Raw genomic sequence first — 17613 nt, forward strand, 5'->3', positions numbered from 1 at the left:
CTCTTTCAACTATTGTATAATAAAAATGGCAATTATTTTATAAAAAACAGGTTTACTCGCAAACTTAAGCGAAATAAACCTGTTTTTTTAATTTTTATTTTTTGATGCGTTTATTCTTCGTCAGATTTACCCATGTTTTCAAAACGTCTCATGCGCTCACGACGAGCTTTTTTTCTCTTACGATTACTTCTTACTAATAGTAACACAAGGAAGATAATTAAGAAAAAGATAACGCTGAATGTAATCACAACCGCTTTAATGATTGGATTAGACATATCCACTGTTTTATTCACTTCATCAAGAATATTTTTTGTTTGTTTCTTCGTTTGTTCCACAACACCTTGATCGACTTCTTCATATTTTACACCAACTGGTTTTACTGTTTCATTAACTTCTTTTAATGAATTTTCAACAGTCACTGTCTTATCTTCATTTAATTTAAGTTTTGGCGTTTCACCTTTTTTTACCACATCGCTAATTGGTTCAGCTAAATTAACTACTTTATCGTTAATCGTTTGCTCACCTTTTTTAGCTAGCTCTTTATATTCATAATTATTGAACCCATGATTTAACATGGCATTCACGAAAGGATGACGCTTATATTCACCCGTTTGATCGCTCCAATCACCCACACCAAAAGCAATGGCAATCAATCTTAACTCGCCTCTTTTAGCTGTTGCATCAATATTGAACGCACCAGAAGGACTTGAACCTGTTTTTAATCCATCCACGCCTTCAAAATCATAATTTTTATCAACATCTTCATAAACTTTACCGTTGTTTGGAATTGAATAGTTATAAGTTTCGAAAGTTTCCTCTTGCGGCGTTCCCTTCATAACAGTGATTACTGGTGAACTTGTATATTCTAATACTTGCGGATAGTTTTTAATTAAATGGAATGAAAACGTCGCAAAATCTCTTGCTGTTGTCACGTTTGATCCGTTCACATCTAAAGAACTTGTATCCACGCCTTCAGCTCCATATAAACCTTGGAAAGATGAGACTTCAGCACCAGTAGCATTGACAATTTTAGTGTTCTTCATGCCTAATTCTTGTGCTTTATCATTCATTTTTTTTAAGAATGACACTGCATTAGGATCAACTTGTTCTGCTAACATCATAGTTGCCACATTCGATGACGGAACCAATGCCATAGGAATTAATTCCTTGATTGGATAAGAAACTCCTGCTTGAATTTTATTGTTACTAATCTCGTAAATCCCTGCAATTTGTTGATGTCTTGGTGTTGCAACAACTTCTGTGTCCATATTGAACTTACCATTAGCCATTGCTTCATACGTCAAATAGATCACCATTAATTTCATAATACTTGCTGGATTATGTGGTGTATCTTCGTTTTCTCCCCATAATAATTTCCCTGTATTTCCATCAACCAAAATCGCTGATTTGGGTTTATCAGACTCTTGTGCTTGATAGTTAGCCTCTTTGATTAAGTCCATCATAGAAGGTTGTCCGTCTTCAGCGTGAGCCTTCACTCCTACACCTAGAATAATTATTAACCCTAATAAAACTTTACCTAAATATAATCCTAATTTCTTCATTCATAAATCCTTTCTTGCCTCACTCATTTTTTCAATAATCTTACTATAACAAAAAATGAATCGCTTTTGTAGGTTTTATAACAATAGTCAGAAATTTATCATTATTTAGGATAAGTAGTTCTTTGTAATCGATTCTTCAGATTTTGTTATATCATCTAACAAGCCTTCAAACAAAATCTGTCCCCCGTGTTTACCTGAACCTGGTCCAAAGTCTATGATCCAATCACACTGTCTCACAAGTAACATATTGTGTTCAATGACAAGAACAGTGTTGCCTTTTTCTAATAATTCTTCGATAACCAATAAAAGTTTAGTTAAATCTTGATCACTCAAACCTGTTGTGGGTTCATCTAAGACAAAACATTTTTGTTTTTTTAGGAAACAATGTTAATAATTAAACATTCAGCTACTTAATGAGTTTAGGAAAACATGCTACAATAGAGGAGCCTAAGTGGTTAGCCACTCAATTTTTAAATGAACTAGAATACATCAAAAAGAATTATATCTAGATTGGAGAAAAAGCCATGTCAATTTATTACGATCAACATCTGCATACTCATCATTCTTTCGACTCAGAAGAACATTTTGAAAATTATTTAAATAAAACAGATAATACCTTAGTCACAACTGAACACCTTGATTTTTATAATCCAGCCGATGAATTTAAAGATAGTCTTCCTGACTTTATTACTTACAATCAAGAAATCAACGAGTTAGAGGAAAAATATAATCGGAATATTTTAAGAGGAATTGAAGTAGGTTATGTTCCTTCACAACATGATGTCATCACCGAATTTGTAGAAAAAAGTCCCTACGACTTAATTCTTTTAAGTACCCATCAAAATGGTAAAATTGATTTTATGGACCCTATTGTTCGAACTATGGAAAAGAAACGCCTAGTGACTGAGTATTACGAACAAATGATTCTTTCAGTAGAAAATATGACTCAAGCCAATATCCTGACTCATTTTGATTATGGTATGAGACAATTAGACATTTCAGCAGAAGAATATCAACAATTAGCAGAGCCTCTTTTAATTGAACTTTTCAAAAAAGTGATTGATAAAAAATTAGCTGTTGAGTTAAATGCTAAGAGTTTTGTGAAGTATAATAATCAACATTTATATGATTATGCCATTCCTTTATACATCTCACTAGGAGGACAACTTTTCACATTGGGCTCGGATGCTCACGTTGCAGAAGATTACGAACTAGGATTTAAAGAGATGGGGCAGTTATTAAAAAATCATGATATCAAAGAATTAGCCATATTTAACAAACAAAAAATGAGTCTAGTTACTTTTTAAATAAAAAATCCCCCTAAAGTTAGTTTAATGAACTAACTTTAGGAGGATTCTTTAATGATATTCATCTCTTATGAAACAAATAACTTTAATACTAAGAATGAAACTGAGAAAAATAAAAAGATACCAAAAATAATTAAATGTCTTTTTTTCGTTAATGCTAGATAACCAATATACTCTCGAATAAATGCTGTAGGTAAGTAGTATAATTTGGTTTTAGAGCCCACACCTCTGGCAAAGATCCCTAGTTTATAAGCCAATTTCCCAGCTCGTAAAATATGGTAATTATTAGAGGCAATCACAATATTTTTTCGATTAAAATTTTTAATACTATCTTTTTGATACGCAATGGCTTCTGAAAACTGTAAATTTTCTTTTGTATTCGTTGATTTCTCTTCTAAATACACATTGCCTAACTGATAGTTCTTTTCTTCAACATAATTCATCATGGCTCTTGCTTCTGAAACTTTTTCATCCGGACCTTGTCCACCAGACAAAATAATAGTTGGTTGATGGTTCTTTTTGTTTTTTTGTTTGTCAAACAGTTTAACTGCTGCGTCAATTCGACTAGCCAGAAGTGGTGTCACTCGTTCTCCGTCTATTAAACCGGCACCTAAAACGATAATATAATCAACTTTCTTTTGGTGAGGAAAATGATTGTATAAAATAGATGTCATCAGATAGAAGAAAAAGATTGCTACGACATAAAAGAAACTTAAATTGATTAATAAAGATAATGACACAATATAAGGATTACTCCCAAAGTATGCCAATAAGAGAATGGCAATTTGAAACCCAATTAAGCCAAATGCAACTAATAACGGTAATAAGTTGCTTAAAGAAAATCCCTCTCTCTTTAATAACACTCGCTCGTTCCAAAAAAGAGCAATGACTCCTGTAAACATTCCAAAAATCCCGATTAATACTAAGAAAATAAGAATCGGGGTTGCTATCCAAATTGCTAAACTTTGACTAACTCTTTCTGCTTGAATAATTAACATTAGATATAAAAAGCCTGTTAACATAACAAAAAAGAATCCTGTCCAAAGACTTGTCGGTCTAAAAAATAGCCAATAAGAAAAACAAATCAGTGGTATGACAACTGAAACAAATAACCATATAAGACTTATACCCATCCATGTCCTCCTTCAACTATTTTTTAATTACTTTACCTATTTTATCATACTTTAAACATAATTTTCCATTCTAATTGATGGTTTTGACCTAACCATTGTGTCACTTCTTTCAAAGCTAAAAAGTATGATATTTTTCGTTTTTTTATAAGATACACAATGGAGGTTAAAAAAAAAACCGACAAGTTATGCCAGTCTCACTGCTATACATCCTGATTTGAATCTGATACTATTCTTCCCTCTTGAAGTTCCACCACTCGTTGACAAGTTAAATTAATAAATTCTTTATCATGAGAAATAATAATCAACAACATATTAAATTGGCGCATTTTTTCTATCACAAGACTGACTTCTTTCATGTGCTTTAAGTCCAAACCACTTGTAGGTTCATCCATAATGATAATCTCTTTTCCTGAAAGAATGGCACTAGCAATCGCTACTCGCTGTTTCTCTCCGCCTGATAAGGTTTGAGGATGTCGATCTAATAAATGGTTTAAATCTAAAATTGTCACAACTTCGTCAAAAATTTCCATACGCTTCGCTTTTGCGGTAATCTCTTTTTCTACATTTTCAAAAAACAATTGTAGATTCACATCTTGCATCACTAAAAAGCTTTTTTTAATTAACTCTTTTGCAGATTGTTCTTTATTATTGTAAATAATTTTCCCTGAGTTTGCTTTCAAAAGACCTGTCAAAATATGAGATAAAGTTGTTTTTCCTGAACCATTTTCTCCGATAATTCCAGTCACTTCATTTGAATCAAAGTTTAGTTTATCGATTTCTAAATCAGTTGTTTTCTTTTTATAACCGAACGTGATTTTTTCACATGATAAAATATTATGGTCTGATGACACTACCTCTGATGTTCTACTAATTGATAACTTAGTTTCTTCTAGAGATCTTAAACCTAAAGCGTTTAACTCAGACAATGATTTCTCTAAAAACTCATCTTTCGTAAAATTTCCCGTAATCTCTCCATCTTTCACCAATATAAAGCGGTCTACCACTGGCAATAAATAATATAAGCGATGTTCCGCTACCAAAACAGTCTGCTTGTTCTCTTTTAACCACTGAATAGACTCTGTCAGTATCTGAATATTTTTTTCATCTAAATTACTCGAAGGTTCATCTAGTAAAAATAATTTATGGGCCATCATACAAGCAGAAGCAAAAGCAATCCGTTGCTTTTGACCACCAGATAATTGAAACATCGTTCTTGACCAGTATTTTTTCAAATCAAATTTTCCAGAGATTTGATCAACTTGTTCAATCATCTCAGCTCTTTCAAACCCATAATTTTCCATAGAAAATGCTAATTCTGAATACACATCATTCATAAAGAATTGTGTTTTAGGATTTTGAAAAACAACGCCGATATTTTTAACAAAAGCATTAAAATTCTCGATTGGAAGTGTCTGTTTTAACACAACTCCCTCACCCTCTATTTGACCTTCGTAAAGCTCTGGAATCAAACCATTCAACACTCGAATTAAGGATGATTTTCCACTACCACTCTCACCACAAATAACCACACATTCACCGTCATTAATTTCTAAATCTAATTCTTTTAGGATATTTTCTTCTTCATAAGATAAAGATACTTTATTTAATCGAATCATTAAGCAACCATCCTCCTACAAAAAATATAATCAAGCATAGAAACAAAATCACGTCTTGCATTTTGAATTTCACTTCATAAATACTAGAGGATTTTTCTTCATTTCCTAAACCTCGTACCAGAGCTGCTGCAGATAATTCAACTGAAGTAGCCTCGACTGACATTAAGATAGGTACTATAATGTATTCCAATGTTAACAATGGTTGCTTAATCAAATCCACAAAATTTATACCAATCCCTCTAAATTTCATAGCTAAACGAATTTGTTTAAAATCTTGAATTAAGACTGGAAAAAACCGGCAAACCACCGAAAATGGTACAATGATAAATTTTGGAACTCTCATTTTTTTCATGGCAGCAATCCATTCACTCATTTTTGTTTGATTAATCGCAAAGGCAGCTGCCATAACAGGTGGCAGTAGTAAACGATTTGCTACTAAAAAAAAGGATAAAAAAGCTGATACTGCTCCAGTAATTTCTTGAAAGAAAAGAATATCAATCACCATAATGACATAATAACAACTAGTTAAAATCAAGCCTTTTTTCCAAGCGCCATTGATAATGAGAAGGAAACACAGCATTAACACAAACACTGTTTCTGTTAACCAGTTCACTCGAAGCATCAAAAGTAAACTAGCCGATAAAACGACAGCTAGTTTACTTCTCGGATCAAATGAAAGATATTCTTTCTTCATTATTTACTTCCTTTTCTAACTTTCTTAGCAAAATGCTTTTGATAAATTTTCTGACCTAAATACAGCCCTGCTAAACTACCAACAATGACAAATCCCATTGAAACAAAAAAAGAAATTGTTGTGATTGGTGCAAACACACTATTCACATAACTCATATCTTTTCCTCTATTTAGTAAAGAGGTTGTATAGGCTTCTTTCATGAACCATAAAGGTAAAATAGGACCTGTCAAACCAAAACTAAAAATAATATAGCTTAAAGGCACTTTAATTGTTTCTTTTATCTTTGTTTTATTTTGAACGATATCAGCTAGTAACGGGAAAATAATACTTGGTAAAAATGCTAACGGAAAATAGCCAAATATCAAGAAGAACAATCCCATCACTGAACCAACAATCGTTATCGCTCCAAATTTAGGAATTTTATTAATTACCATTAAATACACAACACCAGCAAACACGGCAGATAGGCCTGGAATTAACAATGTATTAAATATTGGAACCGTAAATCTTAGTAAAAATGTTGCGATAGAGACAACAAAAAAATAAACAGTGGCATAAACCCCTGATGATATCAAATCTTGAACTTTTAAACCTTTCATACATAAACCCCTTTAATCATAATCTTTTTTCGTCGTGTTAAATGACTCACATATTATAGCATACTTAATTGAGAACTAGAATCAATAAGAATGTAAAAAGAAAAAAAGGATTGAGACAAAAGCCTCAATCCTTTTCATACGTTTAGAGAACTGCATGCACTCTAAATATTTAACTATTCGTATTTATTGTACTAGACTTACCTAAATAAGTCATCATTTTATTTTGAATTTGTAAATAAAAAGGGGGAAAAGTAACAAAATTCGGTGTTTTGTTACTTTTTTCACTTTACCAGTCACTATTCATTGAATTATTCGGCTAAAGAATAACTAATAAATTATCACTTAAGTAATAAATATCAAGCGAATACATTTATCATTATATGATCAATTATTAATTATTACTAGTTTTTTTTGTATTTTTATTTAAAAATTTTGGATATTTTAAAAATTATTAATTTCTTAACTACTTAAAATAACGAAATAAACTTAAAACACCATCGTTTTTTCTCAAAAAATATGTTTTAATGTGTGTAGTTTATTTTTTTTACAGTTAAGGAGGGGTTATATGTCATTCAAGCGTTTCTTTCAATTATTTGTCTTTTATGTTCTCTCAATCTTAATTCCTTTGTTTATTATTAAACAATTTAATATAAGTAATTTCTGGTTGAGTGCTAGCATCATTATCATTTTAGGTTATATCATTTTAACTTTACCATTGACACTTTTAACAATTAAAAAAAATACGAAATCATGACAAATTCACATGATTTCGTATTTTCTTTTTAATTCTTGAAGCTAAACGCTTTAGTTATAACCTCTATTTAACGGTATAACCTCTAGGCTGCTTTATCGCTTTTTTTCTTTCTGAAGTAATAAACGCCAGTTGCGCCTAACAATCCGATTCCGATTAAACCGAAGTTTTCAACGGCTTCCCCTGTTTGTGGGAAGTATTTTTTACCTGTTGTTGACGTTCCATTCCCACTAGAATTGTTTCCTCCAGTTGTACCTGGATTTGTTCCTGTTTTAACTAAAGCTTTATGAGTATCGGCTAGTGACTTACTTGCTTGAGTAATTTGTTCTCTCGTCACTTCTTCTGTTACTTTTTCAGCACGAGCTAGTAAATCTTTCGCTTCTTTTAATGATTTTTCAAAAATAGTCCATGTCGCTTTAGTAAAGTCTGATTCTTTTAACTGACTGTATTCAGCAACTAACTCTTTTAATTCTTTAATTGAAACTAAGTCTTTGCTCGCTTGATCAAGTTGTTTATTAGCTGCTTCAGCACGTTTCTCGTCTTTAGCCTCTAACTCTTTTTGAGATTTGGCTAATTCTTTTTCAAATTTCGCCCAACTATGTGCTGTGTAATCTTCTTTTTTGAAGGAAGCTATTTTTTTCTTCAATTTATCTTGTTCTTTCGTTTCAACTTTACCTTCTACTGGTTTTAGATCTTTCATTGCTTTTGTTAAGCTGTCATTCGCTGCTTTTGCACGTGTTTCGTCTTTAACTGCTAATTCTTTCTTAGCATTTGCTAATTCTTTAGAGAAGTCTTTCCATGAGCTTTCTGTATAGTCTGCTTCATTTAATTTCTCTGCTTTAGCAATCGTTGCTGCTAATTCTTTTTGATTTTTATCATTTGTTACTTCGACTGGTTTCAAGTCGTTCATTGCTTTTGTTAAGCTGTCATTCGCTGCTTTTGCACGTGTTTCGTCTTTAGCTGCTAATTCTTTCTTAGCATTTGCTAATTCTTTAGAGAAGTCTTTCCATGAGCTTTCTGTATAGTCTGCTTCATTTAATTTCTCTGCTTTAGCAATCGTTGCTGCTAATTTTTCTTGTTCAACAGTGCTAACCTCAGCACGTTTTTCAGAAATAATACGTGTAAATGGTAATTCTTCTTTATATCCAGCTAAATCTTTGTCTGATAATTTAGTTAAGTAACTCATAAAGACTTCATCCATTGATGGCCCTTGCTCTGCCGCTTTTCCAGCTAACATCGTGTAGCCATCGCCACCGGCTGCTAAGAAGTCATTAGTTACCATGTTGTAAGTCACTTTATCACTTCTTGGTACGTCTACAAATTTACCAGATTTATCTTTAATTTGAATGCTTGTAACACGTTTTCCTGGCACATTTTCTTCAGGTTTTGCCCCATCTAAATTAGAGTCATATTTGACTTTAATCGAATCTGAAACTTGTAAGAAACCACCGTTAGCGCCAAGTTTTGGTAGTCCATTTTCATCCATAATTACTTTACCATCTTTATCAGTTGCATGGATTGAGCGTAATGAATGTTCAAACATCGCGTAGACTTCGTTACCTGTTACTTTAATTTGAGAGACTGTGTTACCAAACGGCATAACGCCTACAATATTCCCTTTTGTCACCACTCCTGGTTCAATTGATTGACGAATTCCGCCACCATTCATAATGGCAAAATCAGACGACTCTTTAAAGCCATCTTTACCGTAAGCAAGTAATGAATCACCAATTAAGTTACCTAAGTTTGTTTCACGGCTTCTTGCATTTTCTCTTTCACCATTAAACATAATTTTATTGTCTTCTAAAACCACACCTGACATCTCTTTGTCAAAGTTCGCTTTCGCTGCTGTAACAATTGCTTCAACTTTAGGATCTGGTGTTAAGTCTTTTAATTCTGAGAATGGATGTAAAACAGCTTTTAATTCTGGTTTTTCACCTTCATAATTCCCTGTCATCATTCCCACATTATTTAAATGATTTCCGGTTTGACCAATCAACACGTTATCTGCTTTAATTCCTTCTGGTAAAGCAGTGTGTGAATGACCATCTGCAATAAAGATTTTCTTATTCGGGAAGTTTTTAGCTAATTCAGTTGCTAAATGTTTACTTGTTTCATCTTCCACAGTTGTTTCATCAATACCTAAATGAGTCATAAAGACAAAGTAATCAGCCTTATCACCAATTTCATTCATCATTTTAATTGCAGTTGGTGCTGGTTTTTCAAATTTTACTTTTGCCACATTGTTTGGATGAGTTTTTACTGTTGTTTCTGGTGTTGTTAATCCAATTAAGGCAAAGTTTTGTTTCTTACCATTCACTTCTTTTGTCACAATTGTATAAGGATCAAAAGGTCTTGAACCATCTTTATACAAAACGTTCGCTGAGACAATTGGGAAGTTTAAATCTTTTTTATACTGCAATGCTGTCTCTAAACCAAAATCAAACTCATGGTTTCCAAGAGTCATAGCATCATATCCCACTTCGTTCATGGCTTTCACCATGTCTGCACCCTTAGTATAGTTAGAGATTGGTAAACCTTGCATCGCATCTCCTGCATCCACTAAAAGGGTTGGTTTTTCATGGTCTTTAAATGTTTTCACACGACCTAAACCAATCGATGGACTATATTTATCTTCCATATATTCCATACGACCATGCATATCATTTGTGTGCATGATTTTTACAGAGCTTTTTTCACCCATGTACTCATCTGGAATCAGACCTTGTTCATGTAGTTTAATCGCGTTTAATTTTCTAACATTCGGTGTACGTCCATCTGCAGAAGGCATAATTTCGAAACCTGGTGTGCCTTTTTTAACTTGATCAATCACATATTTGCTAGCTGGGTGATTTAAATCTGCTCCAATAATTTCGAAGTTTTCTTCTAATTCTTCTTTTGGATCAATGACTTGTTTTTTCTCAATGTATTCAACAATTTTACCTCTTAAAGTTGCTGGATCTGACTCATAATAAGGTTCAGGATTAACCAAACCATCTTTTGCCATCCCTTCAAAACGATAATTGTTCATTGCAATTTTAAAGACTTGATCATCTGTAACTGGTTTACCTTCAAAAGTTAAGTCTTCAATACGTGAACCAACCTCTTTTGAGATATTGATTTTGTATTTAACGCCTGAAACCATGTCATAGTTATAAACACGAATTTTCTCGTTAAAGCCAATCGTTACGTCACCTGGTTCATATTGTTGGTAATATGCCCCTTGTTTTTCTAAATATTTTTTAAGTTGTGCCCCAGTCATTTCAGTTCCAACTAATGTGTTTGGGTATTTGTAAATGTTAAAAATATCTGAAAATTTAATCGGCCCTTTATCTAATTTGCTGTCGGCTTTAAATAAAGCTGCCGATCCTAATTGCGCCCCTGCTACTTCCATTTGAACATTGTTGATTAAAGAAATCATCGCTGTTGGTTGTAGTTGTGCTTCTGGAATACCAGGAACACGTTGTTCAGGTAAGAAACTGTCTTTGGCTTCCCCTATGACGCCATTAACATGTTGTTGTGTTTTTTCATGTGCTTCTTTAGTCGCCGCTCTAACTGCTTCGTCACCTTGAACGCCTTTAACTGAAATCGTCGTTGGTGTTGAGTCAACCACATTCCATTTATCATTTTCATCTTGTTCTAAATCTAAATCAATTTTAACCACGCCAGAACCTGTATCTTTAACAGCAGCTACTGGTTTTTCGGCTCCAGTGTTATCTGCAATTTTTTCTGCATACTCACGGTGATCATGTCCTAAAACAAAAGCATCTATTTCAGGAACTTCTTTAATCACGTTACGTGCCGCTGCAGCTGGATCGCTATTATCTAATCCGGCATGAATTGACGCAATAATCACATCTGGTTTTTCTGTTTCTTGTAAAATCTTCACTTGTTTTTTTGCTTCTTCATTTAAAGGTTTAAAGTCTAAATGTTTTACTTTATCCCCATCCCACATTGCCACGTGAGGAATTGTCATACCAATAATACCCACTTTAACGCCGTCGACCATTTTAACTTCTGTTGCTTTGACAAAATTTGTATCTGTTCCTTTTAAATAAGTATTCGCTGAAAGAAGTGGAAAATTCGCATCTTTCTCAACTTTTTTAATTAAATCAGTTCCAAAATTAAACTCATGGTTTCCTAACGCCATTGCGTCATAGCCAATCGTATTCATTGCAGCAATGACTGGATGTGTCACACCTTGTAATTCAGCTTTTGAACTGTATAAATCATCTGTTAAAAGTGTTCCTTGTAAGTTGTCTCCTGCATCCACTAAAATATTATTTGGATTTTTAGCACGTTCACTTTTAACAACTGTTGAAATTTTAGCAAATCCTAAATCAGCCTCTTTATCGTCTTCATAAGACCAATCCCAAACATTCCCATGAACGTCTGATGTTCCTAAAATTGTTAATTTTTTCTTTTCAGTTGCTTTCGTTTCTTTAACATCTTTTACTTCTTTTTTAACTTCTTCGTTCGGAATTACCGAACTTTCTACTATTTTTTCTTTTTTAGTTTCAGAAATCACTGTTTCTTGTTTTTCTGAACTTTCTACTATACCTTTTACTTCTTCAGTTGAACTAGTTGTCGCCTCATCTTGATTTTGAGTAACGCTTTCAATTGTCTCGTTAATCGTTTGTGTTTCTGCTAAAGCTGTAATTGTTGGACTAAATGTTCCTAATAATAACAGTGCTAGCATGGCTAAATTCAACTTCTTAAACCATTTCTTCTCTTCCAAAAAACTTCCTCCCAAAAATAATATTTTTTATTCTACTAAAAAACATATACCACTTCCCCAATTTAAAGTAATAACAACTTTTATTGTATCAAAATATCAAAAAAATACCACAGTATTACGTAAATTTTATGTATTGAAAGTGTAAAATGTTCGGTTTTCTGAAAATTAGATATAATTTCTGAAAAATGATTTAGGTTTTCTCCAGTTGTTCAGAGATAAACGCTTTTTCACCACTCTATTAAAAGAAGTTTATACAGTCATCCACTGCATAAACTTCTCCTTTATTTTAGATAGATTTCTAAGGCTGCTTGCACGGCTTTTCCGGAATTGATGTTTGCTCCTTGATATAAGAGTGCTGCTTCAAGAGCGCCCAAAACATGTAAGACATTTTCTTTTCGGCTACTATAACCCATATTCCCAATTCGCCAAACTTTACCTTTTAAAGGTCCAAATGAGGAAGCAATTTCCACACCAAATTCATTAAGGAGCATATCACGAACATTTTCACCGTCAATCCCTTTAGGAATCATAATCGGTGTTACCGTGGGCATTTTAGTTGTTAAATCACCGTAAAATGTTAATCCCATTGCCTCGATACCAGCTTTGATGGCTTGATCATTTAATAAATGACGTTCATAACTTTCTTGAATCCCTTCATTTAAAAGTAGACGCAAACCTTCATGTAGTGCGTAAATCATACTTGTGGCTTCTGTGTGATGATTAATCGGTTCATGACTCCAATAACGCTGTAACTGACTTAAATCAAGGTAGTTACTACTAATATGACGCTCATTTCTAATCTCTTTACTTAAACCTAATTCTAGTTGATACCTAGCTTCAATGACTTCTTTCACTCGGTCATTATAAGTGACTAATGACAATCCTGCTGGAACACTAACACATTTTTGACTACCGGCAATGGCGATATCGATTTGCCATTCATCCACTTTTATTTCGACACCTCCGTAAGTTGCGACTGTATCGACCATAAAAAACAAATTATTCTCGCGACAAAACACACCGATTTTATCTAAGGGTTGCATTTGACCATTGGCCGTTTCTCCGTGAATCATGGCAACTATTTTTGGTTGATGAGTTTCGATTGCTTCAATAATATCTTCTTGTTGAAACACACTGTCCCATTCTTTTTCTATTAGTATGACTTCTGCTCTTGCTCTTTCTGCAATTTCAGCTAAAAGATAAGCAAATCTTCCGTATGATGGGATTAACACTTTATCACCTGGTTCGATTAAAGCAATCAATGCCGCTTCTAAACCAGAACGACTTGTCCCATCAATGGCGAAAGCCTCTTCATTTTTTGTTTGAAAAGGGATTTTAATCATCTCTTTGACTTCTTGCATAATTTTTAAAAATTCTGGATCAAATTGTCCTAAAATGGGCGTTCCCATCGCTCTTAACACAGACGGATACGCTTCAACCGGACCTGGTGTCATGATGGTTCTTGTTGAGGTAGTGAATGGTTGAATCATTGCTATCAACTCCTTTTAGTTAATTATCTAAAAAAGAAAAAGCGAATTCATTAGTCAATTTGGCTAAAATTAGATATTTTTAGTGCAAAACAGCTAATGGTTCGAAAAGACAAGCACTTTATAATATAATAAGGTCAAAAATACTATGTTGAGGTGATTTTGTGACTATCTTAAAGGATATTCTTCCCGTCCCTAGATTTTCCGATTTTAAATTATTAACCACCATTGAAACAACCGAAATTGAATTAAAGAATGTAGATATTAGTGAAACACCTGATATTGCTGATTTTACATCAAGTCACACCCTTGTTTTAACTACAGCAATGGTTTATAAAGACAACCAAAACGGATTGAAGGAATTAATTGATTCTCTGGTTTCTATTAATTCTGCTGGGTTAGGTATAAAAGTTGGCCGTTTTATTGATGAAATTGACCAAGAAATCATTGACTATGCTAATGAAAAATCATTAGCTATTATTGAGATTCCTGTCACTCACCGGTTAGGTAGTGTTCTACAAAAATTTTCTAGTTTCATTAATCAATCTAAAACAGAACAAATTAGTTATGCCTTAGACATTCAAAAACAATTTTCCAACCTTATTTTAAACGATGCCAGTTTATCTAAAATTGTTTCTGAATTCAATCATAGTGTCAATTGCCCCATCATTCTATTAGACCCATTTAAGGAAGTCATTTCTTCTTCACGGGATATTACTGAGTTAAACTTACCACCTAAAGAAATTGTGAAACGATTAAAAAAACAAAAAGCCTTTGGTATTGAGCAACAAACTTCAAGTAAATTTGTGGATTTAGGTGAAAATAATCAAGTCGAAGTAGCGGTTTACCCAATTAAAAGCAATAATTACTTCCCTTACTATTTAATTATCATTTCGCCTGAAAATATTCCCTATCCTGTTTCTGAATTTGCTATTGATCAAGCCTTACTTGTTCTAAGTTTTGTTTTATTGAAAAATGACAAAGTTTTAGAATCCAAAAAACAAATCAAAAGTGATTACTTTCTAAATTTAATCGAAAGACAACAGCATAATTTAATTGATGAAAAAAATTGGCTGAGCTATGATACAAATTTTGGCGTTCAACTCTCTCAGTTTTATCAGATTGTCTACGTTACGATGGATACCACACTTTCAAATAGCTATAAGATAAAATTAAATGAAGAAAAGATGAAATTAGCCTACCAGTGGTTAGAAAAGAAAGTCACTCATTTCTTTAATGATGCGTTGATTTTCCCTGAAAAAAATAGTTCTCATTTAATCATTATGCTTCAAAATAAAATTTCTCAGCGACAAGTAACGGATTCATTAATTCAACTAGCAGGTCAATTAAAAGAAGTTCTACCTATTGATTTACTATTTTCATGTGGACAGCTTTGTCAGTCTATTGATACGATCTCGACTTCTCTTGTTGAAGCAAAAATCATTTTTGAAGAAGGGAAGCATAAAAAAAATATCAATTCAGTTAGTTTTTACAAATCAAAAGGTATTCTAAACTTGTTTGATAGTATGCAACCAGAAGAAATTCGTTACTTTTGTCAAAAGCTTCTTAAAGAACTAGCCTTTCCTAGCGAAAGTATGTACATTGAACTTAGGAAGACACTAAAAACATTTCTAAACAATCAGTGTGAGATTACTAAAACTGCCAATGAGTTGTTTATTCATCGAAACACTGTAAAATATCGAATCGATAATTGCGAAGAAATATTAGGTCTTGATATTACCTCACCAGAAAATAGTTTGAATTTACGACTTGCTTTAGAACTATCCGAACAATAACTAACAAAAGGAAGAACACCATGACTTCAACATTTATATACCATAGTTATAAAAATTTACCCTTAAAAGCTACCCTCCATACACCAACAAATGAATCAAAGAAAGGACTAATCCTCTATTTTCACGGCGGTGGGCTGATTTTTGGGAATCGAAACGATTTGCCAATGCCTTATATTAAAGAACTAACTCAAGCAGGTTACTCACTTTTAGCCTTAGATTATCCACTTGTCCCAGAAGTTAAGCTTGATGTGATAATGACTTGTTTAGAAACAGGAATCCAAAATTTAGCCCAGATGCCTGAATTAAAGCATGAAAGAGTCGATCATTTAATTTACTTTGGTCGTTCTGCCGGTGCTTACTTGGCTTTACAATTAGCCAACTCGCCTTGTCTTAAGGCACCTAAACAAATCATTTCTTTTTATGGCTACTATTCTTTAGAAGAACCTCTTCTAACAATGCCTAGTGAACATTATAAAGAATATAAAATCGTTCCTTTTATGACGGCTCATTCATTGATTCAAAAAACGCCCATCGCAGAATTTCCTATTGAAGAGCGCTTTCCTATCTACTTGTCTTACCGTCAAACTGGAACGTGGATCAAAGAATTATTAGGCCGAAAAAACAGTGCTTCTGATTTTAGTTTAACGAAAGAAAATTTAGCTCAGTTACCACCTACTTTTATCGCAGCTAGTTACACAGATCAAGATGTCCCTTTTCAGATTAGCCAAGAGATGAGTCAACTTATCCCTCAAACTCAAACTTTCTTTGTGGAGAATATGCCCCATGACTTTGATAGTAATCTTGCCTTTAATGAAGGGATAAATGCCTATCAATCAGTTATTTCTTGGTTAGATAATTTAAATACCTAAAAAACCAGTCGAACCTCGTTGTTCGACTGGTTTTACTATCTTAATATTTATCCTACAATTCTCGTTCCAGCAGTTCCTTCTAAAGCCTCTACTGCATCTGATAAGGCACAAATAATTGCTGTCTTACCTAACTTAGCAAACTCAATACAAGCTGCCATCTTGGGTCCCATACTACCATCTGAAAAATGACCTTCATTGTAATATTGTTCCGCTTTTTCAATACTAATGCTTTCTAATTTTTCTTGATTTTCTTGACCGTAATTAATATAAACATTAGGTACATCCGTTAAAATCATTAATACATCTGAAGCCACATCTTTTGATAATCTTAAAGCTGAAGAATCTTTATCGATGACAGCAGCCACGCCTTCTAGTTTACCTTCTGCATTCTTAGCAACTGGAATACCACCACCACCAGTTGAGACTACAACGATTTCATTTTCTAACATTGTCTTGATAACATCTACTTCAACAATTTGTTTAGGCTCAGGGGAAGCAACTAAACGTCGGTAACCTCGACCTGCATCTTCACCCATTACCCAACCTTTTTCCTCAGCTAATTTTTGGCTTTCTTCTTCTGTATAAAAAGAGCCGATTGGTTTTGTTGGATGATTAAAGGCTTCGTCTTTTAAATCCACCTCTGTCATGGTTAAAACAGTTGCCACGTTTTTTTCTGGCAAACGGTTTTTTAATGATTCTTGTAACATGTACCCGATAAACCCTTGTGATTCTGAGCTACAAATTGGTAACGGTTGAACAGGAACTTCTTCTTTTGCTAATTCATTTTGACGTAAAATCTGCCCCACTTGTGGTCCGTTTCCGTGAACAATCACTAATTCATGACCTGCTTTAATTATTTTTGAAATGCTATCTGCACTTGTTTCAATATTAGCTTTTTGATTTTCATAAGTTCCTGCTTGTCCTGGTTGTAAAATAGCATTGCCACCTAAAGCTAAAACGACACGTTTTTTCATTAATATCTTCCTCTTTTCCTAAATTTTTCATTTTTTTCGTAATTTAAAGAGCGTGGCTGATTTTTGCCACACTCTTCATATGTTTTT

At 33.3% G+C, this 17613-nt stretch carries 13 protein-coding genes; 4 read left to right on the plus strand and 9 right to left on the minus strand.

The window, feature by feature from the left end; translation table 11 throughout:
- Positions 1-110: 110 nt before the first annotated feature.
- A complete protein-coding gene (locus tag G7082_RS14320; RefSeq protein WP_166035875.1) occupies positions 111-1562 on the minus strand; it encodes a DUF1958 domain-containing protein in 1452 nt (483 codons plus the stop codon).
- A 105-nt stretch (positions 1563-1667) separates the two neighbouring features.
- Complete coding sequence (locus tag G7082_RS14325) at positions 1668-1895, minus strand: hypothetical protein (protein WP_166035876.1); 228 nt, start codon at positions 1893-1895, stop codon at positions 1668-1670.
- 191 nt (positions 1896-2086) lie between these two features.
- On the opposite strand from G7082_RS14325, the gene G7082_RS14330 reads away from it, so the two are divergent.
- A complete protein-coding gene (locus G7082_RS14330; protein ID WP_166035877.1) occupies positions 2087-2869 on the plus strand; it encodes a PHP domain-containing protein in 783 nt (260 codons plus the stop codon).
- A gap of 68 nt (positions 2870-2937) precedes the next feature.
- Here G7082_RS14330 and G7082_RS14335 read toward each other — a convergent pair whose 3' ends face one another.
- From G7082_RS14335 to G7082_RS14350, 4 genes are all read right to left on the minus strand, one after another.
- On the minus strand, positions 2938-4002 hold the full coding sequence (locus G7082_RS14335) for a YdcF family protein (protein WP_166035878.1): 1065 nt from the start codon (positions 4000-4002) through the stop codon (positions 2938-2940).
- 200 nt (positions 4003-4202) lie between these two features.
- A complete protein-coding gene (locus G7082_RS14340) occupies positions 4203-5618 on the minus strand; it encodes an ABC transporter ATP-binding protein (RefSeq protein ID WP_166035879.1) in 1416 nt (471 codons plus the stop codon).
- Positions 5602-6312, minus strand: a complete 711-nt coding sequence (locus tag G7082_RS14345; RefSeq protein WP_166035880.1) for an energy-coupling factor transporter transmembrane component T — start codon at positions 6310-6312, stop codon at positions 5602-5604. The genes G7082_RS14340 and G7082_RS14345 overlap by 17 nt, the downstream gene beginning before the upstream one ends.
- Positions 6312-6911 carry an MptD family putative ECF transporter S component gene (locus G7082_RS14350; protein ID WP_166035881.1) on the minus strand — a complete coding sequence of 200 codons (600 nt, stop codon included), beginning with the start codon at positions 6909-6911 and terminating at the stop codon, positions 6312-6314. Before G7082_RS14350 ends, G7082_RS14345 begins: the two co-directional genes overlap by 1 nt.
- A 565-nt stretch (positions 6912-7476) precedes the next feature.
- Between G7082_RS14350 and G7082_RS14355 the strand changes: the two genes are divergently transcribed.
- Positions 7477-7665 (plus strand): hypothetical protein, encoded by a 189-nt coding sequence (locus G7082_RS14355; protein WP_166035882.1) that lies wholly within the window; start codon positions 7477-7479, stop codon positions 7663-7665.
- 82 nt (positions 7666-7747) lie between these two features.
- Here G7082_RS14355 and G7082_RS14360 read toward each other — a convergent pair whose 3' ends face one another.
- A complete protein-coding gene (locus tag G7082_RS14360; RefSeq protein ID WP_166035883.1) occupies positions 7748-12400 on the minus strand; it encodes a 5'-nucleotidase C-terminal domain-containing protein in 4653 nt (1550 codons plus the stop codon).
- Between the two features lie 281 nt (positions 12401-12681).
- Positions 12682-13890: a pyridoxal-phosphate-dependent aminotransferase family protein gene (locus G7082_RS14365; protein ID WP_166035884.1), complete on the minus strand. Its 1209-nt coding sequence runs from the start codon at positions 13888-13890 to the stop codon at positions 12682-12684.
- Positions 13891-14051: 161 nt separating this feature from the next.
- Here G7082_RS14365 and G7082_RS14370 point away from each other — a divergent pair, with 161 nt between their 5' ends.
- Both G7082_RS14370 and G7082_RS14375 read left to right on the plus strand, forming a co-directional pair.
- On the plus strand, positions 14052-15683 hold the full coding sequence (locus G7082_RS14370) for a PucR family transcriptional regulator (protein ID WP_166035885.1): 1632 nt from the start codon (positions 14052-14054) through the stop codon (positions 15681-15683).
- Positions 15684-15703: 20 nt separating this feature from the next.
- A complete protein-coding gene (locus G7082_RS14375; protein ID WP_166035886.1) occupies positions 15704-16552 on the plus strand; it encodes an alpha/beta hydrolase family protein in 849 nt (282 codons plus the stop codon).
- Between the two features lie 47 nt (positions 16553-16599).
- Here G7082_RS14375 and arcC read toward each other — a convergent pair whose 3' ends face one another.
- On the minus strand, positions 16600-17526 hold the full coding sequence (gene arcC, locus G7082_RS14380; protein WP_166035887.1) for a carbamate kinase: 927 nt from the start codon (positions 17524-17526) through the stop codon (positions 16600-16602).
- Between the last annotated feature and the right edge of the window lie 87 nt (positions 17527-17613).

It is taken from the genome of Vagococcus hydrophili, from assembly GCF_011304195.1.
Taxonomy (GTDB): Bacteria; Bacillota; Bacilli; order Lactobacillales; family Vagococcaceae; genus Vagococcus; species Vagococcus hydrophili.